The organism is Citrobacter freundii complex sp. CFNIH4, from assembly GCF_002934505.1.
GTDB classification, from domain to species: domain Bacteria; phylum Pseudomonadota; class Gammaproteobacteria; order Enterobacterales; family Enterobacteriaceae; genus Citrobacter; species Citrobacter freundii.
The window spans coordinates 4,203,892-4,222,368 of record NZ_CP026231.1; the positions used below are offsets into that span (position 1 = coordinate 4,203,892).

14 protein-coding genes and 2 pseudogenes are annotated in these 18,477 nt (G+C 50.1%); 6 read left to right on the plus strand and 10 right to left on the minus strand.

What is annotated here, in order from left to right; translation table 11 throughout:
• The first annotated feature begins 126 nt into the window (after positions 1–126).
• The gene (locus C2U41_RS21545; protein ID WP_003837680.1) at positions 127–1,527 is read left to right on the plus strand and encodes an MFS transporter; all 1,401 of its coding nucleotides are present in this window, start codon (positions 127–129) and stop codon (positions 1,525–1,527) included.
• Between the two features lie 10 nt (positions 1,528–1,537).
• On the plus strand, positions 1,538–3,493 hold the full coding sequence (locus tag C2U41_RS21550) for a glycoside hydrolase family 127 protein (RefSeq protein ID WP_087879302.1): 1,956 nt from the start codon (positions 1,538–1,540) through the stop codon (positions 3,491–3,493).
• A gap of 99 nt (positions 3,494–3,592) precedes the next feature.
• On the opposite strand, the gene C2U41_RS21555 is transcribed toward C2U41_RS21550, so the two are convergent.
• Complete coding sequence (locus C2U41_RS21555; protein WP_003024206.1) at positions 3,593–4,333, minus strand: MipA/OmpV family protein; 741 nt, start codon at positions 4,331–4,333, stop codon at positions 3,593–3,595.
• A 121-nt stretch (positions 4,334–4,454) separates the two neighbouring features.
• Between C2U41_RS21555 and C2U41_RS21560 the strand changes: the two genes are divergently transcribed.
• Entirely contained in the window at positions 4,455–5,417 is a 963-nt protein-coding gene (locus C2U41_RS21560; protein ID WP_003844559.1) for a LysR family transcriptional regulator, read from the plus strand.
• 7 nt (positions 5,418–5,424) lie between these two features.
• On the opposite strand, the gene C2U41_RS21565 is transcribed toward C2U41_RS21560, so the two are convergent.
• A complete protein-coding gene (locus C2U41_RS21565) occupies positions 5,425–6,561 on the minus strand; it encodes an HlyD family secretion protein (protein ID WP_103848224.1) in 1,137 nt (378 codons plus the stop codon).
• Positions 6,562–6,566: 5 nt separating this feature from the next.
• Complete coding sequence (locus tag C2U41_RS21570) at positions 6,567–6,890, minus strand: DUF3302 domain-containing protein (protein WP_003024200.1); 324 nt, start codon at positions 6,888–6,890, stop codon at positions 6,567–6,569.
• 697 nt (positions 6,891–7,587) lie between these two features.
• On the opposite strand from C2U41_RS21570, the pseudogene C2U41_RS21575 reads away from it, so the two are divergent.
• From C2U41_RS21575 to C2U41_RS29795, 3 genes and pseudogenes are all read left to right on the plus strand, one after another.
• Positions 7,588–8,430, plus strand: a pseudogene (locus C2U41_RS21575) (type I restriction endonuclease); the annotation flags it as partial.
• A gap of 55 nt (positions 8,431–8,485) precedes the next feature.
• Positions 8,486–9,192 (plus strand): IS1 family transposase gene (locus tag C2U41_RS21585; protein WP_228719446.1). Its coding sequence is split into 2 segments (ribosomal slippage): positions 8,486–8,735 and positions 8,735–9,192, totalling 708 coding nucleotides; the frame shifts between segments, so codons are not numbered across the junction.
• 15 nt (positions 9,193–9,207) lie between these two features.
• Positions 9,208–9,462: pseudogene (locus C2U41_RS29795) on the plus strand (restriction endonuclease); the annotation flags it as partial.
• A 40-nt stretch (positions 9,463–9,502) separates the two neighbouring features.
• Here the strand turns inward: C2U41_RS29795 and aldB are convergent.
• The 7 genes from aldB to C2U41_RS21625 form a co-directional block, all read right to left on the minus strand.
• Positions 9,503–11,041, minus strand: a complete 1,539-nt coding sequence (aldB, locus tag C2U41_RS21595) for an aldehyde dehydrogenase AldB (protein WP_003837670.1) — start codon at positions 11,039–11,041, stop codon at positions 9,503–9,505.
• Between the two features lie 92 nt (positions 11,042–11,133).
• Positions 11,134–12,285: an L-threonine dehydrogenase gene (yiaY, locus tag C2U41_RS21600; protein ID WP_057063679.1), complete on the minus strand. Its 1,152-nt coding sequence runs from the start codon at positions 12,283–12,285 to the stop codon at positions 11,134–11,136.
• 189 nt (positions 12,286–12,474) lie between these two features.
• Positions 12,475–14,319, minus strand: a complete 1,845-nt coding sequence (selB, locus tag C2U41_RS21605; RefSeq protein ID WP_003024195.1) for a selenocysteine-specific translation elongation factor — start codon at positions 14,317–14,319, stop codon at positions 12,475–12,477.
• Complete coding sequence (gene selA, locus C2U41_RS21610) at positions 14,316–15,707, minus strand: L-seryl-tRNA(Sec) selenium transferase (RefSeq protein ID WP_103848223.1); 1,392 nt, start codon at positions 15,705–15,707, stop codon at positions 14,316–14,318. Before selA ends, selB begins: the two co-directional genes overlap by 4 nt.
• Before the next feature lie 98 nt (positions 15,708–15,805).
• Positions 15,806–16,414, minus strand: a complete 609-nt coding sequence (locus C2U41_RS21615; RefSeq protein ID WP_003024191.1) for a glutathione S-transferase — start codon at positions 16,412–16,414, stop codon at positions 15,806–15,808.
• A gap of 70 nt (positions 16,415–16,484) precedes the next feature.
• Positions 16,485–17,621, minus strand: coding sequence for an HlyD family secretion protein (locus C2U41_RS21620; RefSeq protein WP_003024188.1), 1,137 nt, complete (start codon positions 17,619–17,621; stop codon positions 16,485–16,487).
• A gap of 2 nt (positions 17,622–17,623) precedes the next feature.
• Complete coding sequence (locus C2U41_RS21625; RefSeq protein WP_003024186.1) at positions 17,624–17,986, minus strand: DUF3302 domain-containing protein; 363 nt, start codon at positions 17,984–17,986, stop codon at positions 17,624–17,626.
• Positions 17,987–18,477: the final 491 nt, after the last annotated feature.

An 18,477-nucleotide genomic window follows, 5' to 3' on the forward strand; every position in this document is an offset into this window, starting at 1 on the left:
ATACTTTTCTCTTCCCTTGTTGACCCAAACATTTCGTGCAGAATAAATAACGTATTTTGCAAATTACAAACAAATAACCCGCAACGTAGCGGGATACTTTCTGAACATCCTCTCCGGGAGTTATTTATGACTTCGGCTCCGATTACAACATCTGATTTGGCACAGCGTGCCCAAGACGACAAATTATCCCTGCGTGAAAAAATTGGTTATGGACTAGGCGATGCTGGCGGGACAGTAATTACCTGCCTGATCATGAACTTCCTGACATTTTTCTACACCGATGTCTTCGGGTTAACGCCTGCGCTGGTCGGCACATTATTTATTGCCCTGCGTGTATTTGACGCCATTTCCGACCCCATCATGGGTGTGCTAGCCGACCGTACGCAAAGCCGCTGGGGGCGCTTTCGCCCGTGGCAACTGTGGGTTGCGATTCCGATCGGTATTATTGGCGTGCTCACTTTTACCGTCCCGGACGCCAGTATGGGGGTCAAGATCGCCTGGGCATTCGGCACCTATCTCCTGCTCTCTGTCGGCTATACCGCCATCAACGTACCGTATTGTGCGCTGATCAACACCATGACGACCCGCCATAACGAGGTGATCGCCTGTCAGTCCTGGCGCTTTGTGCTGTGCGGCGTGGCGGGATTCCTGGTTTCCGTTGGTCTGCCGTGGATGGTGGATATTCTGGGTCAGGGCAATGCCGCACAGGGTTATCAGTTTGGCGTGGGCATCCTGTGTGCCATCGCGGTGGTGATGTTCCTGTGCTGTTTCTTCTGGGTTCGCGAGCGTGTACCGCTGGCGATGATGGGGAAATTTACCCTGCGTGAACACATTGGAGGGCTGCGCAAAAACGATCAGCTATTGTTGATGCTGGTAATGTCTTTCCTGCTGATCAACGTCTTTAATATTCGCGGCGGCGGGTACATGTATTTTATTACCTACGTGCTGGAAGGCAGCACCGCCTATACGTCGCTGTTTTTCACCATGGTCACTTTCGCGTCCATCATCGGTTCAGTGATTGTCAGCCCCCTGACCCGCCGCATCGATACCGTCAAACTCTATTACTACACCAATCTGGTGCTGACGGCCCTGGCGATACTGATGTGGTTCCTGCCAACCGGCCCGGCTTATCAGACGCTGTGGCTGGCAGTCATCCTCGGTAACGGCATTATTTTAGGCTTCACGCTGCCGTTGCACTTCTCACTGATGGCCTTCGCCGACGATTACGGCGAGTGGAAAACCGGCGTACGTTCCTCCGGCATGAATTTCGCCTTCAATCTGTTTTTCATCAAGCTGGCCTGGGCCTCAAGTGCGGGGATCATCAGCCTGCTGTTTATTTTTGTCGCCTATCAGCCAGGCGCTGGTAACCAAACCGCCAGCTCGCTGCAAGGAATTACCGCGATGGAGACGCTGCTTCCCGCACTGTTCCACCTGCTGTTGGCGCTGTCCATCCGCATCTGCAAACTCAATAATCCGATGATGTCGCGCATTGCCACCGATCTGCGTCAGCGTCATGTACAGCCTTAAGGAGCACGAAATGAACGTACTGGAAGTCGACCTGCATAAGCTCACCGTCAGCGATCCGTTCCTCGGACAATATCAGCAGTTGGTGCGTGACGTGGTGATCCCCTATCAATGGGATGCGCTCAATGACCGCATTGCAGAGGCGGAACCAAGTCATGCGATAGAGAATTTCCGTATCGCCGCGGGCCTGCAGGATGGCGAATTTTACGGCATGGTTTTTCAGGATAGCGACGTAGCAAAGTGGCTGGAGGCCGTTGCCTGGTCCCTGTGCCAGAAACCCGATGCGGAACTTGAAAAAACGGCCGATGAAGTCATTGAACTGGTGGCGGCCGCCCAGTGCGAAGATGGCTATCTCAATACGTACTTCACAGTGAAAGCACCGGATGAACGCTGGAGCAACCTCGCCGAGTGTCATGAGTTGTACTGTGCAGGTCATTTGATCGAAGCAGGCGTCGCGTTCTTTCAGGCGACGGGTAAACGCCGTCTGTTAGAGGTGGTGTGTCGCCTGGCAGATCACATCGACAGCGTGTTTGGACTCGGGGAGAATCAACTGCGCGGCTACCCAGGACACCCGGAAATCGAGCTGGCGTTAATGCGCTTATACGAAGTGACCCAGCAACCACGCTATATGGCGCTGGTAAATTACTTTGTGGAACAGCGCGGCGCACAGCCCCATTTCTATGACGAAGAGTACGAAAAGCGCGGCCAAACCTCTTACTGGCATACTTACGGTCCGGCATGGATGGTGAAGGATAAACCCTATAGCCAGGCTCATCAGCCCATTTCAGAACAGCAAACGGCGATCGGGCATGCGGTGCGCTTTGTCTACCTGATGACCGGCGTCGCTCATCTGGCACGCTTAAGCCAGGACGAAGGCAAGCGTCAGGATTGCCTGCGTCTGTGGAAAAACATGGCCCAGCGCCAGTTGTACATTACCGGCGGGATCGGTTCACAAAGCAGCGGCGAGGCGTTTAGCAGCGATTACGATCTGCCCAACGACTCCGTGTATGCGGAAAGCTGCGCCTCTATCGGCCTGATGATGTTCGCCCGCAGAATGCTGGAAATGGAAGCCGACAGCCAGTATGCCGACGTGATGGAGCGCGCCCTGTATAATACCGTATTGGGCGGGATGGCGCTCGATGGCAAGCACTTCTTCTATGTGAACCCGCTGGAAGTACATCCTAAATCATTAAAATTCAATCATATTTATGACCACGTGAAACCCGTTCGTCAGCGCTGGTTTGGCTGCGCCTGTTGCCCGCCGAATATCGCCCGCGTGTTAACCTCAATTGGCCACTACATCTATACACCGCGTCAGGACGCGCTGTATATCAATATGTACGTGGGCAATAGCATGGAGGTCCCTGTTGTAAACGGCTCGCTTAAACTGCGTATTAGCGGAGATTACCCATGGCATGAGCAGGTAAAAATCACCATCGAATCACCGCGGTCGGTTTATCACACTCTGGCTCTGCGCCTGCCAGACTGGTGCTCCGCGCCGCAGGTTTTGTTGAATGGTCAGCCGGTTGAGCAGGATATTCGCAAAGGCTATTTGCACATCAGTCGAACCTGGCAGGAAGGCGATACGCTCAGTTTGACCCTGCCAATGCCGGTGCGTCGGGTATACGGAAATCCATTAGTGCGTCATGTCGCCGGTAAGGTCGCCATTCAGCGTGGGCCACTGGTATATTGCCTGGAGCAGGCCGACAACGGCGAGGAATTGCATAATCTGTGGTTGCCAAAAGAGAGTGAGTTCAGAGTATTCGAAGGTAAGGGATTGTTCAGCCATAAAATGTTAATTCAGGCTGAAGGTGTGAAGCAAAGTGCAGCCGATGCAGCACAACAATCGTTGTGGCACTACGATGTTTCCCCAACTTCGCGTCAGGCGCATACATTGACGTTTATTCCGTGGTTTAGCTGGGCAAACCGTGGTGAAGGCGAAATGCGTATCTGGATAAACGAGCAGTAATTAAACCGTGCCGGATGGCGACGCTTCACGTCTTATCCGGCCTACAACACCTATCCACGTAGGCCTGATAAGCGAAGCGCCATCAGGCACGTATTTAAATCAGAAACGCCAGGTCAGACCGGACATAAAGGTAAAGCTGTCATCGCGATCAACCATCGGGCTATTTTTAATGTCATCCGGCAGTGCGCTATAATTGGCGCTTGCCAGCAGCGTCAGGTTAGTGGTCAATGCGTATTTAGCGGACAGGCCAACATACGGTGTCCAGCTATCGCCTGGGGAATAGCTTGATAAGCCACTACGACGGGACTCATTACCCGATATGCCGTAGTAGTATTCATTGAAGTTTTCGTCATAGTAGAGCACGCCAATCGATGGCGTCAGCGTCAGCTTGCCCATCGGCATTGGACGGAACAGTGAAACTTCCCCTACCCAGCCATTACTGTTGTCCAGCACATCCGCAGCGGCGGAGACTTTCACGCTACCCCATCTTTCATGGTGATACCACGCGGCACCCGCCATTGCAGTTGCGTCACGCTTATCCAGCTTTTTCATCGCATGATCGTCATTATCGCCGGGATCAAACTCAAGCGGCATATAAGAGGCAGTAATACTAAATTCATTACTTTCACTCTTAGACAAAATATAACCTAGCGTTGTTTGCCTAAAATAAAATGATTCACTTTCGTAACTGACTAGCGGTACTGCGTGAACATTATCATTATACCCACGATAAGGTGATTCATTATATACAGCACCAGCGCCAATTGAAAACTCTGCGGCAGTTGCACTCGCCATAAAAGAAAAGGCGAGCAGCGCCACAATATTGTGTTTAATTAACATGCCAACATTCCATTTTAAAATAAGCTACAAAACTGGTGCATAATAATGCTTACAATTTCATCGATGCAAGGTTCATATTTATATAGTAATATATAAAAAATTATATATATTGGGCTTGGCGATGAATAAATTACAACTTAAACACCGGGAGCTGAAGATTATTTCGGTAATCGCTGCCAGTGAAAATATCAGTCATGCCGCGACTGTTCTCGGCATCGCACAGGCCAACGTCAGTAAATATCTTGCTGATTTTGAATCAAAAGTTGGATTAAAGGTGTTTGACCGCACCACCCGGCAACTGACCCTCACGCCGTTTGGTATAGCGTTACTTCCTTACATCAATGACATGTTAGACAGAAACGAGCAGTTAAATAATTTCATTGCTGATTATAAGCACGAGAAACGTGGAAAAGTAACGGTATATGCACCAACCGGAATTATCGCTTACTTATCGCAACATGTTATTGCAAAAATTATGGATATTGGCGATATCAGTCTGGTGCTAAAAACCTATAACCTGGAACGTAAAGCCTTTTATGAAGGAGTCGAATTTCCTGATGACTGTGATGTTTTAATTACTTATGCACATCCAAAAGATGAATCTTTGGTCGCCAGTTTTATTACCAAATATGTAGTTACCGCTTTCGCCAGTAATCAATATCTGGCCCAACATCCCATCAGCACTCCTGAAGAACTTGAGCATCACTCCTGTATTCTGATTGATTCCATGATGATTGATGATGCTAACATTTGGCGATTCTCCTCCCCCGGAGGTAAAGAGATGCATGACTATCGCGTAACGGGTAATTATGTTTGCGACAATACGCAATCTGCGCTGTCGTTGGCGCGAAACCATCTGGGCATTGTTTTTGCACCCAAGGCGAGCGTACAAAAAGAAAGTCAGCCTAACGGGCTGGTTCCGTGTTTCTCCGGACAGCATGAATGGTGGCTGGATCTGGTGGCGATTTTCCGCAAACGTGAATATCAGCCATGGCGGGTACAGTTTATTCTTGATGAGATGTTGGCGGAGATTCGCCGGCAACTTGCTCAGTCGCTGGATCAGCAGACTGAGCAAGCAAAATAGCCTGAGTTTAATGATCGAGATACAGGTAATGCACCCAACTGGTCATGCGCAACAAGACTTTGCGCATGACGGACACATGTTCGAAGTGGTCAGAATAAACCGCGACCTGCGCGTAGATCCCATCAGGTAACGCGCTAACCTCCGCATTATCATTCAGCTCAATCGTGGCGATTACCCCTTCCGAACCGGGCGTAGAATTTAAGGATTGCAGCGCTCCATTCGACTGGTATGTCCCGCCCGGCACTGCCGGACTAATTGCAGCCAGTTTACCGCTGAATACCTTACCCGGCAGCGCGTTAAATACCACTTCCGCTTCATCGCCAGGTTCCAGACGCAGCAGCGAGTTCTGACGGAACTGGGCGATAATTTGCCTTTTTTGATCCGGGATGAATACCATCACCGGACGCATCGGCAGCGCGGCGGCATAGGTTCCCGGGCGCATCAGCACCTGCGTCACATAGCCATCGCTGGGCGCGCGAACCACCGTCTGGTCCAGGTTGAACTCCGCTTCGGCTAACTGCGCTTTCAGGCTGGCAATTTGCGAATTCTCGCCCAGTATCAGGCTGTCTAACTGACTCTGGATTTGCTGCTGCTCCGCGACGGAAGATTTCACCGACGCTTCCTGCGCCAGATAGTTTTGCCGCGCCGCATCGATATCGCGTTCAGAAAAAGGATTCACCTTCGCCTGACTACCCTGTACATAGCGCTGGTAATCTTTTGCCAGTTTGTCACGCGTGGCCTTTGCCCGCTGCGTGTTGGCTATCATTTCGTCTAACTGCGCAACCAGAGCCTGCTCTTTATGCTGTGCGGTGACAATATCAGCTTTCAGGCGATCGACCCGTGCCTGATAACGCCCTGGATTAAGCTTAAACAGAACCTCGCCTTTTTTGATTAGCGTATTCTTCTTATCCGTCACTTCTGTCACTACACCCGTTACCTGCGGCACCACGGGAATAGAAATTACCGCCTTTTGTGCCTTAAATGTATACGGATGGTTATAATTCATCAGTAATATAAGCCCGCAAACAATGAATATACCGCCTAATGCTGCGGTAGGAACTGTCCATTTATTTACAGGAATTTTAAAAATTTTAAATATTGACCATGCACACGCCACATAGGTCAGAACAATTAGTAAATCCATCGATATTACTCCGCCGGAGAGGTCTTGGCCTCACCCAGTTTCTTTTCCAGATCCGCAACCCTTGCCTGAAGCTGGATCAGGGAAGAATCCGCGCTCTGCATACCCCATCCGCGCTCCGGACGATAAAGCGTTGCCCAGATCCATAAAAAGGGCCAAATAACATGTAAGGTAAACAAACTAACCCAACCCGCAACATGTATTGCGTCGGCATGAGGATGGTTACGTTTCTTTGCAATTAGATAGGGAATATCATGCAGAATAATAATCCCGTAAAAAATGACCAGGAATACAAAAATAAGCACTCCTAATGCAAAATAATTAAGGAACATATTTGCCTCAGGGATTTAAATTAAGGAATTCAGATGCAATTTGATTTAAACAATAGAGTTGATAATAGTATTGGAATGACCAGACTGGATGCAATTTTCTTATTTATATAACGATATATGGGTTTCTATATATAACATCTAAAGCCTGATAGTATGATGATGTTTTCCTGGAATAGAGCACGTTAATACCTGACCAGCTACCCTTGGCACAAAACTACTCTACGGATATACCTTACTAAATGTTGGTTTCTATACCTGAAACCAACTCATTTGTAACAAAAATGTCGGCATTACTCACATCTTATTAACCAAAGCAATAATGTGCACACTAACTATATTTACTTGCAATGACTGCTATTTTTTACTCTTTTGATGTGTTACATAACCCCTTCATTTATATTTCAAATGATAAAAGTTACTCCACCTTTTCCCCATTAAAATGTATTTATCCATCTAAATGGCTTAACCATAAAAATAACATTTAATAATATAATATTACTATTTATGTAAGTGATGATTTCTTTTTCATTAAGAATCAAAAATGTTTAATTCCATATTTTGCTGCATTTACACCAATAATGTGACAAACTTCAAACCTTCAACATTTATGTTCTTGCATGATAACAAATATAAGACTACTTACCTTTCTACAATGTTTTATCTACTTTTTACGGCAAATAGGTACAAGGAGTTTGTTATGTCCGTTGAGTTTATGGAAAAGTTAAATCAACTAGCTTCAAAAATAAAACAGCAATCTGGAGCTACTGAAACTGAGGAAGCAACAAAGAATGCTTTTGTTATGCCATTTATTAATAATGTACTTGGCTACGATGTTTTTGACCCTACGGAAGTCATTCCAGAATTCGTATGTGACGTTGGTACTAAAAAAGGCGAAAAAATAGACTATGCCATCCTAAAAAATGGTGAAGTTCAAATTCTAATTGAGTGCAAGAAAATTGGAGAACCTCTCAACATAAATCATGCCTCACAACTTTTTCGCTACTTTCATGTAACTAACGCCAGAATTTCAATACTAACGAATGGGCAGGAGTATAAGTTTTTCACTGACTTAGATGCTCCGAATAAAATGGATGAAAAACCATTTCTCGAGATCAATCTTCTTGATTTAGATGAAATGGTCATCCCTGAAATAAAGAAACTAACCAAATCAGCATTTGACCTCGAGTCGATACTGAATGCCGCTGGTGAATTAAAGTATGTGAGTTTAATAAAAAAACACCTTCATACGCAACTGAATAATCCTGAAGAGGATTTCGTAAAATTCTTTGCATCAAGAATATATGAAGGAATGTTGACACAGAAGGTTAGAGAAACATTTACGATACTAACCAAAAAAGCGGCGACTCAATATATCAATGCTCAGGTAAATGAAAGATTAAAATCAGCCATTGGTGGAAATGTAATTCAGGTTCAGGAATCAACAAATCCGACGAACGAGACTGACACTCCTACTAACATTATAAAAGATGAGAGTGATATTATTACAACAATGGACGAACTTGAAGGGTTTCACATTGTTGGTGATGCTGCCAACTTACTGATTTAGTGTATGATGGTGTTTTTGAGGTGCTCCAGTGGCTTCTGTTTCTATCAGCTGTCCCTCCTGTTCAGCTACTGACGGGGTGGTGCGTAACGGCAAAAGCACCGCCGGACATCAGCGCTATCTCTGCTCTCACTGCCGTAAAACATGGCAACTGCAGTTCACTTACACCGCTTCTCAACCCGGTACGCACCAGAAAATCATTGATATGGCCATGAATGGCGTTGGATGCCGGGCAACCGCCCGCATTATGGGCGTTGGCCTCAACACGATTTTCCGCCATTTAAAAAACTCAGGCCGCAGTCGGTAACCTCGCGCATACAGCCGGGCAGTGACGTCATCGTCTGCGCGGAAATGGACGAACAGTGGGGATACGTCGGGGCTAAATCGCGCCAGCGCTGGCTGTTTTACGCGTATGACAGGCTCCGGAAGACGGTTGTTGCGCACGTATTCGGTGAACGCACTATGGCGACGCTGGGGCGTCTTATGAGCCTGCTGTCACCCTTTGACGTGGTGATATGGATGACGGATGGCTGGCCGCTGTATGAATCCCGCCTGAAGGGAAAGCTGCACGTAATCAGCAAGCGATATACGCAGCGAATTGAGCGGCATAACCTGAATCTGAGGCAGCACCTGGCACGGCTGGGACGGCTGGGACGGAAGTCGCTGTCGTTCTCAAAATCGGTGGAGCTGCATGACAAAGTCATCGGGCATTATCTGAACATAAAACACTATCAATAAGTTGGAGTCATTACCCACATTGTTAAAGCAATAACTCGGACAGTAATTGATGCACCTAGGATAATGCACAGAGATACAAAAAGCTATTTTGGTATCTTAATAGATGATAATAATAGAAAACCACTTTGTCGACTTCATTTTAATCGAAATCAAAAATACATTGGAATATTCGATCTAGAGAAAAATGAAACTCGCCATCCAATTGAATCATTGGATGACATTTATAAATTCAGCACTGAGCTACAAGCTACAGCTGCATTATATAACTAATAGATAATAGGCAGTATTAATACTGCCTATTTATACTATATTAAAACAGCCCCAGTGGTTTATCAGAGTAGCTCACCAACAGGCACTTGGTTTGCTGATAATGTTCAAGCATCATCTTATGCGTCTCGCGCCCGATGCCCGACTGCTTATAGCCACCAAACGCCGCATGTGCCGGATACGCATGGTAACAGTTGGTCCAAACTCGCCCCGCCTGAATCCCACGTCCCATTTTGTACGCCAGATTTCCATTACGACTCCAGACACCAGCGCCAAGCCCATATTGGGTGTCATTAGCGATTTCCAGCGCCTCTTCCATGGTTTTAAACGTTGTGACAGCCAGCACCGGCCCGAAGATCTCCTCCTGGAAAACCCGCATGTTGTTCTTACCAAACAGAATGGTTGGTTCGAGGTAGTACCCCTCTTTTAACTCGCCATCCAGCTGCTTGCGCCGCCCGCCGGTGAGAACATCTGCTCCTTCTTTCTTACCAATGTCGATGTAATTCAGAATAGTTTCCAGTTGACCATGCGACACCTGCGCGCCCATTTGCGTCACGCTGTCTAACGGGTTGCCGCTACGGATACTTTCCACCCGACGAATGGCTCTTTCCATAAAACGTTCATAAATGGATTCCTGAACCAGCGCACGACTCGGACAGGTACACACTTCGCCCTGGTTGAAGGCAAACAATGCAAAACCTTCCAGCGCTTTGTCAAAGAACGCATCTTCTTCATCCATCACGTCCGCGAAGAAGATATTGGGTGATTTCCCGCCCAGTTCCAGCGTGACAGGAATAATGTTCTGCGTGGCGTACTGCATGATCTGCTGCCCAACTTCCGTTGAGCCGGTAAACGCCACTTTCGCAATACGTTTTGACGTCGCCAGATACTCACCGATCTCCCCACCCGCGCCGTTTACCACGTTCACCACGCCAGGCGGGAGCAGATCGCCGATGACTTCCATCAGCAACAGCACGGACAGCGGCGTCAGGCGCGCGGGTTTCAGCACCACGCAGTTACCCGCCGCCAGCGCGGGTGCCATCTTCCAGCTGGCCATCAGCAGCGGGAAGTTCCACGGGATAATTTGCCCTACCACGCCAAGAGGTTCATGGAAGTGATAAGCCACGGTTTCGCTATCAACCTCGCTGATTCCCCCTTCCTGCGCACGAATACAGGAGGCAAAATAGCGGAAATGGTCAATTGCCAGCGGCACATCGGCCGCGCTGGTTTCGCGGATGGGTTTACCGTTATCCCAGGTTTCAGCCGTTGCCAGCAGCTCCAGATTTTGCTCCATACGATCGGCAATTTTGAACAAAATCGCCGCCCTGTCCTGCACGGAAGTCTGCGCCCATTTATCTTTTACTTTATGCGCGGCATCCAGTGCCAGATCGATGTCCTTTTTGCCGGAAGAGGCCACTTCGCACAGTAATTGCCCGGTTACCGGCGTCAGGTTTTGGTAATACTCGCCGTCCACCGGGGCGACCCAGTCACCACCGATAAAGTTATCGTATCGGGCTTTTAACTTCAGGGGGTAACCATACTCGCCGGGGTAAATACGCGTTGAAGGGGGGTTATTGGTCATGACCGTCTCCTTGCTGTAGGGGTACTACAAGGGTAGACGGGACTGGCGAATTATTCGCCAGCCTTTTACTGCTTTACGACAGGTATCACGAATTACATGGCAGCACGATAAATCGCCATGATTTCTTCATGTGTCGCCTGAATCGGGTTAGTGAAACCACAGGCATCTTTCAGGGCATTAGTCGCCAGAACGGCAAAATCTTCTTCCTTCACGTTCAGCTCACGCAGACCGGCCGGAATATTCACTTTCTGCGCCAGTTCGCGGATCGCCGCGATGCAGGCTTCTGCCCCTTGCTCTTCGCTCAGACCAGCAACGTTCACACCCATTGCCGAGGCGCAATCGCTCAGGCGGGCGGCAGCAACTTTACTATTAAATACCTGTACATGCGGCAGCAGTACGGCATTACATACTCCGTGTGGCAGATCGTAGAAGCCACCCAGCTGGTGCGCCATTGCATGCACGTAGCCAAGAGAGGCATTGTTAAAGGCCATACCTGCGAGGAACTGCGCATAGGCCATGGCTTCGCGCGCCTGAGCATTACTGCCCTCTTCAACGGCGACCGGCAGGTTTTGCGCAATCATGGTGACCGCTTTCAGCGCACATGCATCGGTAATCGGCGTGGCAGCAATCGACACGTAGGCTTCGATAGCGTGGGTTAACGCATCCATACCGGTAGCCGCCGTCAGAGACTTCGGCATGCCGACCATCAGCGAGGAGTCGTTAACCGACAGCAGCGGCGTAACGTGCTTATCGACAATCGCCATTTTAATGTGGCGTACTTCATCGGTGATGATGCAGAAGCGGGTCATTTCAGATGCTGTACCCGCCGTGGTGTTGATGGCGATCATCGGCAGCTGCGGTTTTGCAGAACGGTCTACACCTTCGTAATCGCGAATATCGCCACCGTTAGCCGCCACCAGCGCAATACCTTTTGCACAATCGTGTGGAGAACCGCCACCGAGAGAAATAACGCTATCACAGTCGTTTTCAGTCAACATTTGCAGGCCAGCGGCAACGTTGCTGGTTGTGGGATTAGGATGCGTACCATCGTAAATTACGCTGAATATATCACGTTCCTGTAATGCCTTTTGAATCTCGCCAGCCATACCTAATTTCGTCAGCATGGCATCCGTGACAATCAGCGTACGGCGAAAACCATATTCCGCCATTGTATTCATTGCGTCTTTTAATGAATCAGCGCCGATTACATTCACGGAAGGAATAAAAAATGTTGAAGCAGCCATTGTACGATCCTTAATTACTCTAAAAGAGTCAGGAAGCATACGAGTGAAATATCCAACAGAATATGATCATGGTTGTTATTTTAATAACAACCACAATTAAAAAGCACATTAGGTTCATAATCTAATGTGCTTATTTCAATCAATATCTATTTTGTATTAATTCATTTAATTCCTGAATTAATTGTTTCATTACTTTTCGGGGAACAGCAATGCATCGCGTAATAAATGATCATTTCCCCGACGGCGAGTAAAACCAATGCGGTCAAAATATTCCAGAATCTGAATAGCCAATTTGCGCCCGATGTTAAGCCTGTCGCGAAAATCAGCGGCACATGTCGATCCCCTTTCCTGATCCAGTTCGCGGATCATATTGGCAAAGGCCACTATCCGATCGTTACGGTAATAACGATCTTTCACGATCGCGGTGATGATGCCTTGCTGCGCCGCTTGTCGTAACACCACACGCATCATTTGCTCATCCGTGCCCGTCTGTTTTGCCAGGTCGCGCACCCACCACGGCTCATCGCCAAAAAGCGGTTCTGCTTTTTGCCAGATAGCCTGCTGCTCATCGCTGAAACCGGCCTTGTGATCGGGCAAATGCAGCCAGCCATGATGACTATGGATGACGCCGCTCTCGCGCATCTTTTCAATCAGCAGCAGGACCAGCGCTTCATCTTCCATCGGCAAAGCCATCCGGCGCAGGCGTTCGCGCCCAGGTCCAGGCTCATCGCGGTGCTGGTCGTGGTAAGTCGCCAGCGTATCGAGGATTTTGCGCTGCCAGCGCGCTGCAACAGTGGCATCCAACAGACTGTATCCTGCCTGAATAAAACCATGCTGCTCGATCAACGGACGCATGCCGTTACCGTTGAGCTGACGCGCCCAGGCGAAGTCGGGAATATTTACCGCTCCACGCGTCAGGTGCAACGCCAGAGCGTCACCATCACTCTGTGCGTTTTCCAACGCCGACAGCCACTGCAAATATTCCGGCTTACGCTTCCCGCGACGCGGCGGATTGAGCGTGACCACGCGCGCACCGGCCAGCGTCGTGCGAGCCGAAATATCGCGCAGCACCAGACGATCGTTATCGGCGAGCCAGAGCGGCGTATCAAACACCAGTTCCGCCAGCGTCCCTTCAAGCAGCGAGATTCTCCCGGTAACGTGGCTGGCAGCGTGGTGAATATGCAGAGGTTGCCACTGCATCAGCGGCGCGGCATGTTCTAAAGAAACAATCACGCGGGTAAACGCCTCTGGCGGCGCATCAGCAAGCAGCCAGTCGCCGCGGTTAAGTTCTTCTTTTTGCGCATCACCGGCAATATTTAGCGCAATACGTTGTCCCGCCTGCGCGCGATCGGTGGCCTGATTTTGTGCATGCAGGCTACGTACGCGCATCGGTTTGTTGACGCCCGTGAGCCACAGTGTGTCACCGACATTCACTTCACCGCTGAGCGCCGTCCCGGTCACCACCAGTCCCGCGCCTTTGACCGTAAAGGCACGGTCAATCGCCAGGCGGAAGCTGTGATCGCGGGCATGCTCGCGCGACGTTAATTGCAGCAAATGTTCGCGCAGTTCCTCGATGCCACGGCCTTCACTGGCGGCAGTGACGAAAAGCACCGACTCCGCGAAACCATAATTCCCCAGCGTGGCCTTAATCTCCGCACGCACCTCTTCAATTCTTGCTTCGTCCACGCGGTCGGCTTTCGTAAGCGCCACGGTGATCTGCGGATTACCCGTCAGTTGCAGAATTTGCAAATGCTCACGCGTTTGCGCCATCACGCCGTCATCACATGCCACCACCAGCAGCGCGTGATCAATCCCGCCAACACCCGCCAGCATGTTAGACAGAAACTTTTCGTGTCCGGGTACATCGATAAATCCCAGTATCCGCCCGTCCGGCTGCGGCCAGTAGGCATAGCCGAGATCGATGGTCATGCCGCGCTTTTTTTCTTCCGGCAGACGGTCGGCATTCACGCCAGTAATCGCCTGTAATAACGTTGTTTTTCCGTGGTCAACGTGTCCGGCGGTTGCAATAATCATTTCAGCATCATCTCCATAAACCGGGTCTCGTCTTCAAGGCAGCGCAGATCCAGCCACATGCGGCCATCATAAATCCGGCCAATGATCGGCACGGGCAGTGCACGCCAACGGGCGGCCAGTGCTTCGAGGCGGCTACCGCGCCCGTCATGGGGGGTAAAGGTTAATGCCGCGCTGGGCAGCCTATCAACCGGTAGCGAGCCGCTGCCAATTTGCGACAGGCAAGGCATGACGTTCAGGGCGAATTCGTCACCGTAATGCTCGGCAAGCCGTGCCTGTAAGTGTTGGGCCTGCGCGTGGACAGCCTCCTGCGAGCGAGTGAGCTGGCGTAACGTCGGCAACTTCTGCGCCAGCGCTTCCGGGTGCAGGTAGAGCCGCAGCGTCGCTTCCAGCGCAGCCAGTGTCATTTTATCAGCCCGTAATGCGCGTTTCAGCGGATGGCTCTGTAAGCGAGCGATCATCTCTTTTGTACCGACGATAATCCCGGCCTGCGGCCCACCCAGTAATTTATCGCCAGAGAAGCTCACCAGACTGACGCCAGCGGCAATCAGCTGTTGCGGCATCGGCTCCTGCGGTAATCCATACTGGCTGAGATCGACCAGTGAGCCGCTGCCGAGATCCGCCACCACTGGCACATCCACTTCCTTGCCAATAGCGGCCAGCTCAGCCTCATCCACCGACTTCGTAAAGCCTTCAATACTGTAATTACTGGTATGGACTTTCATCAGCAGAGCGGTATTTTCATTCACCGCCTGACGGTAATCTTTCGCATGGGTCCGGTTGGTGGTACCGACTTCGCGCAGAACACATCCGGCCTGGCACATCACGTCCGGAATACGAAACGCGCCGCCAATTTCCACCAGCTCACCGCGCGAAACGACCACCTCTTTGCCGTTGGCCGTGGCGGCCAGCATCAGTAAAACCGCTGCCGCATTGTTATTGACGATACAGGCGTCCTCCGCTCCCGTCAGACGGCAGAGTAAATCCGCCAGCGCCCGATCCCGATGTCCACGTCCGGCATCATCCAGGCTGTATTCCAGCGTCACTGGCGTGCGCATTGCTTGCACCACCGCCTCGATCGCTTCTTCGGCCTGCGACGCTCGCCCAAGGTTGGTATGCAGCACCGTTCCGGTCAGGTTAATCACCGGACGCAGCGCGCTTTGCGATTCTCGTTCCAGCCGGGCGCTGGCTTCTTGCGCCCAGTCCTCACACCATGCCGGGAGCGCGTGCGTGTCGCGAATCGCATCTCTGGCTTCGTCAAGCATATGACGCAGCAGGTCAACCACCCGGGTATGACCGTGAGATTCACGTAAGGCTGGGAAGGCGCTATCGCGCAATAAACGATCGATAGCGGGAAGCTGGCTGTAGAGTGAACGCATGTCGGTTGTCATGAAAAGGCCTGGCTGTTGGTGGCCCTCTCCACCGCGGAAAGGGCTATCGATATAGGAAGGATTGTACCGTGACTTTGCTCAGGCAGGTATTATCTGCATCAAGCCTTTGGCGGTTCTGTGCGGGCAAAACTTTCGCGTTGAAAAAGCGTTTCCACCAGTTTGACCAGACGTGGGCGGTCCACACACCAGCCGGGCGCGACCCGACGGAAATTGAGATAACCGACGGCACAGGCAATCGCGATGGTAGCCAGGTTAACCGTATCCGTTTTCAGCGTACCGTCCGCCAGATAGCCTTCCAGCATATCCAGACTGCGGGTGATCTTCTCCCGCTGGCGTAACAGTTCGGTTTCTGACTGCTGCGCGGCGGGGCGAGCCTGCTCGCGCACCGAGACTAATCCCGCATCCATAATACCGTCGGCCAACGCTTCCAGTTGACGAACTTTGAGTGCCGCTAACGGTTCCCCCGGTAGCATGGCTGGCGCAATATCCAGCAGCTCGATGTATTCTGCGATGATCGGAGAGTCAAACCAGTACTCACCCTCATCGGTGACCAACGCGGGTACTTTTCCTAGCGGGTTATAACGCGCCACGCCGCTATCCGCGCTATAGGGAAGTTCATTAACAAATTCGAAGGTGATGCCCTTTTCCAGTAACAGAATAGAAATTTTACGCACAAAAGGGCTGGTATAGCTGCCAATGAGTTTCATGCCGGGTCCTTTTTGCCAACAAAAATATCAGTATGGCTCAGGTCGCCGTAAATGGCAGGTGATGACGATCTCAATGATCCAAATAAAGATAATGCATCCAGCTGGTCATGCGCAGCAGCACTTTACGCATCACTGACACGTGAGCGAAATGGTCGGAATAGACCGCCACCTGAGCATAGATACCGTCCGGCAGCGCATCCACATCGGCATTAGGATCCAACTCAATCGTAGCCAGCACGCCATCGGTACCCGGCACCACCGTTAAGGACTGTAATGCCCCCTGCGCCTGATAAGAACCGCCCGGCACAACCGGAAGAATGGAGGTCAACTTACCGGAGAAAACCTGACCAGGCAGCGCGTTGAAGACCACTTCCGCTTCATCACCCGGTTTAAGACGCAGCAACGAGTTCTGGCGGAATTGCGCCACAATTTGCCGTTTCTGTTCCGGAATAAATACCATCACCGGGCGCAGAGGTAGTGCGGCGGCGTAGGTCCCGGGCCGAATAAGCACCTGCGTAACATAGCCGTTGCTGGGGGCACGGACAATAGTCTGCTCAAGATTGTATTTGGCTTCAGCGAGCTGAGCACGCAAAGACGCAACCTGAGATTGCTCCCCGTTGACCATACTGTCTAACTGACTCTGAATCTGCGTCTGTTCGGCAACGGAACCTTTTACCAGCGCGTCCTGTGCCAGATAGTTCTGCCGGGCGTTGTCGATATCGCTTTCAGAGAAGGGATTAACCTTCGCCTGGCTGCCCTTCAAATAGCGTTGATAATCTTTATACAGACGATCGCGTTCAGCGGAAACGCGGGTAGTGTTGGCGACGGCTTCAGAAAGTTGGGCTTTCAGATTGTCGATGTTGTGTGTGGCGGTAACAAGATCAGCCTGCAGTCTGTCAACACGTGCCTGATAGCGGCCTGGATCGAGTTTAAATAACACTTCGCCTTTTTTAATCAACTGATTATTTTTATCCGTTACCTCACTAACAATTCCTGTGACTTGCGGAGTGATCGGAATTGAAATAACCGCTTTTTGCGCCGTAAAGGTATACGGGTGGTTATAGTTCATTAATAAGATCAGTCCCGCAACAATGAATACCCCACCTAATGCAGCAGTAGCGAGCGTCCATTGGTTTACCGGAATACGGAATATTTTAAAGATGGCCCAGGCAAAGGCCACATAGGTCAGGACTATCAACAAATCCATGATTAAATCTCCGGAAAGGTGGAGTAATCTGTTTTCTTCTCCCCATCCAGTCTTTTTTCCAACTGGGTGATGCGCGCTGCCAGTGCGGCAATCTCGGGGTCTGGGTCCTTTCCGTTCGACATGATGTGTGATTGCATGCCCCACCCACGTTCAGGCTGGTAGAGCGTCGCCCAAATCCACAGGAACGGCCATATTGCATGGAGTGTAAACAGGCTAATCCAACCCGCCGTATGAATGGCATCAGCATGAGGATGGTTGCGTTTTTTAGCCATATTATAGGGAATATCGTGAATGGCGATGATTCCGTAAAACAGAACCAGAAAGACGAAGATCAGCACGCCCAGTGCGAAATAATTTAGAAACATACCTGCCTCGAATTCACGCTAATTAGAGTTTTTTTATGCCGGCAGCCGCATGCACCCAGGCTGATGTTTTGAACATAACTGCAGTTTGGGGTTTTCGCCATACCACAAAATAAATATTTTTTCTGGTGAGAAGTTGCTTTCTTTTGCAATAAAAATATCGGGGGGTAGAACCTGCTGTAGATCACATCCGAGTAAATGCAGATGAAAATACTTTGCGATCTACATCACAAAGATTCAACAAATAGCAAAGAATAAAATGTGAACCAGTTCACATTTACCCCCCATTTTTGGCGAATCCTGATCCAGTGATGTTTTTTTGTACCGATATTTTGTGATTAAGATCACATTAACTAACGCCATACACCCTATATTTACGTGACAAATATCACATAAAAGGTCGTCGACTGGACAGTTGAACGATTCAGTGCCAGATTTCGCAGTATCTACAGGGTCCGGCTACCTCCTGCCGCTACATTAACAAACCTCGGGCT

Bases quoted from the DNA above. Each gene is read 5' to 3' on its own strand.
- selB (WP_003024195.1), bottom strand. From the start codon at position 14,319: ATGATTATTGCAACCGCCGGACACGTTGACCACGGAAAAACAACGTTA.
- C2U41_RS21570 (WP_003024200.1), bottom strand. From the start codon at position 6,890: ATGTTCCTTAATTATTTTGCATTAGGAGTGCTTATTTTTGTATTCCTG.
- C2U41_RS21565 (WP_103848224.1), bottom strand. From the start codon at position 6,561: ATGGATTTACTAATTGTTCTGACCTATGTGGCGTGTGCATGGTCAATA.
- aldB (WP_003837670.1), bottom strand. From the start codon at position 11,041: ATGACCAATAACCCCCCTTCAACGCGTATTTACCCCGGCGAGTATGGT.
- selA (WP_103848223.1), bottom strand. From the start codon at position 15,707: ATGACAACCGACATGCGTTCACTCTACAGCCAGCTTCCCGCTATCGAT.
- C2U41_RS21615 (WP_003024191.1), bottom strand. From the start codon at position 16,414: ATGAAACTCATTGGCAGCTATACCAGCCCTTTTGTGCGTAAAATTTCT.
- C2U41_RS21560 (WP_003844559.1), top strand. From the start codon at position 4,455: ATGAATAAATTACAACTTAAACACCGGGAGCTGAAGATTATTTCGGTA.
- C2U41_RS21625 (WP_003024186.1), bottom strand. From the start codon at position 17,986: ATGTTTCTAAATTATTTCGCACTGGGCGTGCTGATCTTCGTCTTTCTG.
- C2U41_RS21545 (WP_003837680.1), top strand. From the start codon at position 127: ATGACTTCGGCTCCGATTACAACATCTGATTTGGCACAGCGTGCCCAA.
- C2U41_RS21555 (WP_003024206.1), bottom strand. From the start codon at position 4,333: ATGTTAATTAAACACAATATTGTGGCGCTGCTCGCCTTTTCTTTTATG.
- C2U41_RS21620 (WP_003024188.1), bottom strand. From the start codon at position 17,621: ATGGATTTGTTGATAGTCCTGACCTATGTGGCCTTTGCCTGGGCCATC.
- yiaY (WP_057063679.1), bottom strand. From the start codon at position 12,285: ATGGCTGCTTCAACATTTTTTATTCCTTCCGTGAATGTAATCGGCGCT.
- C2U41_RS21550 (WP_087879302.1), top strand. From the start codon at position 1,538: ATGAACGTACTGGAAGTCGACCTGCATAAGCTCACCGTCAGCGATCCG.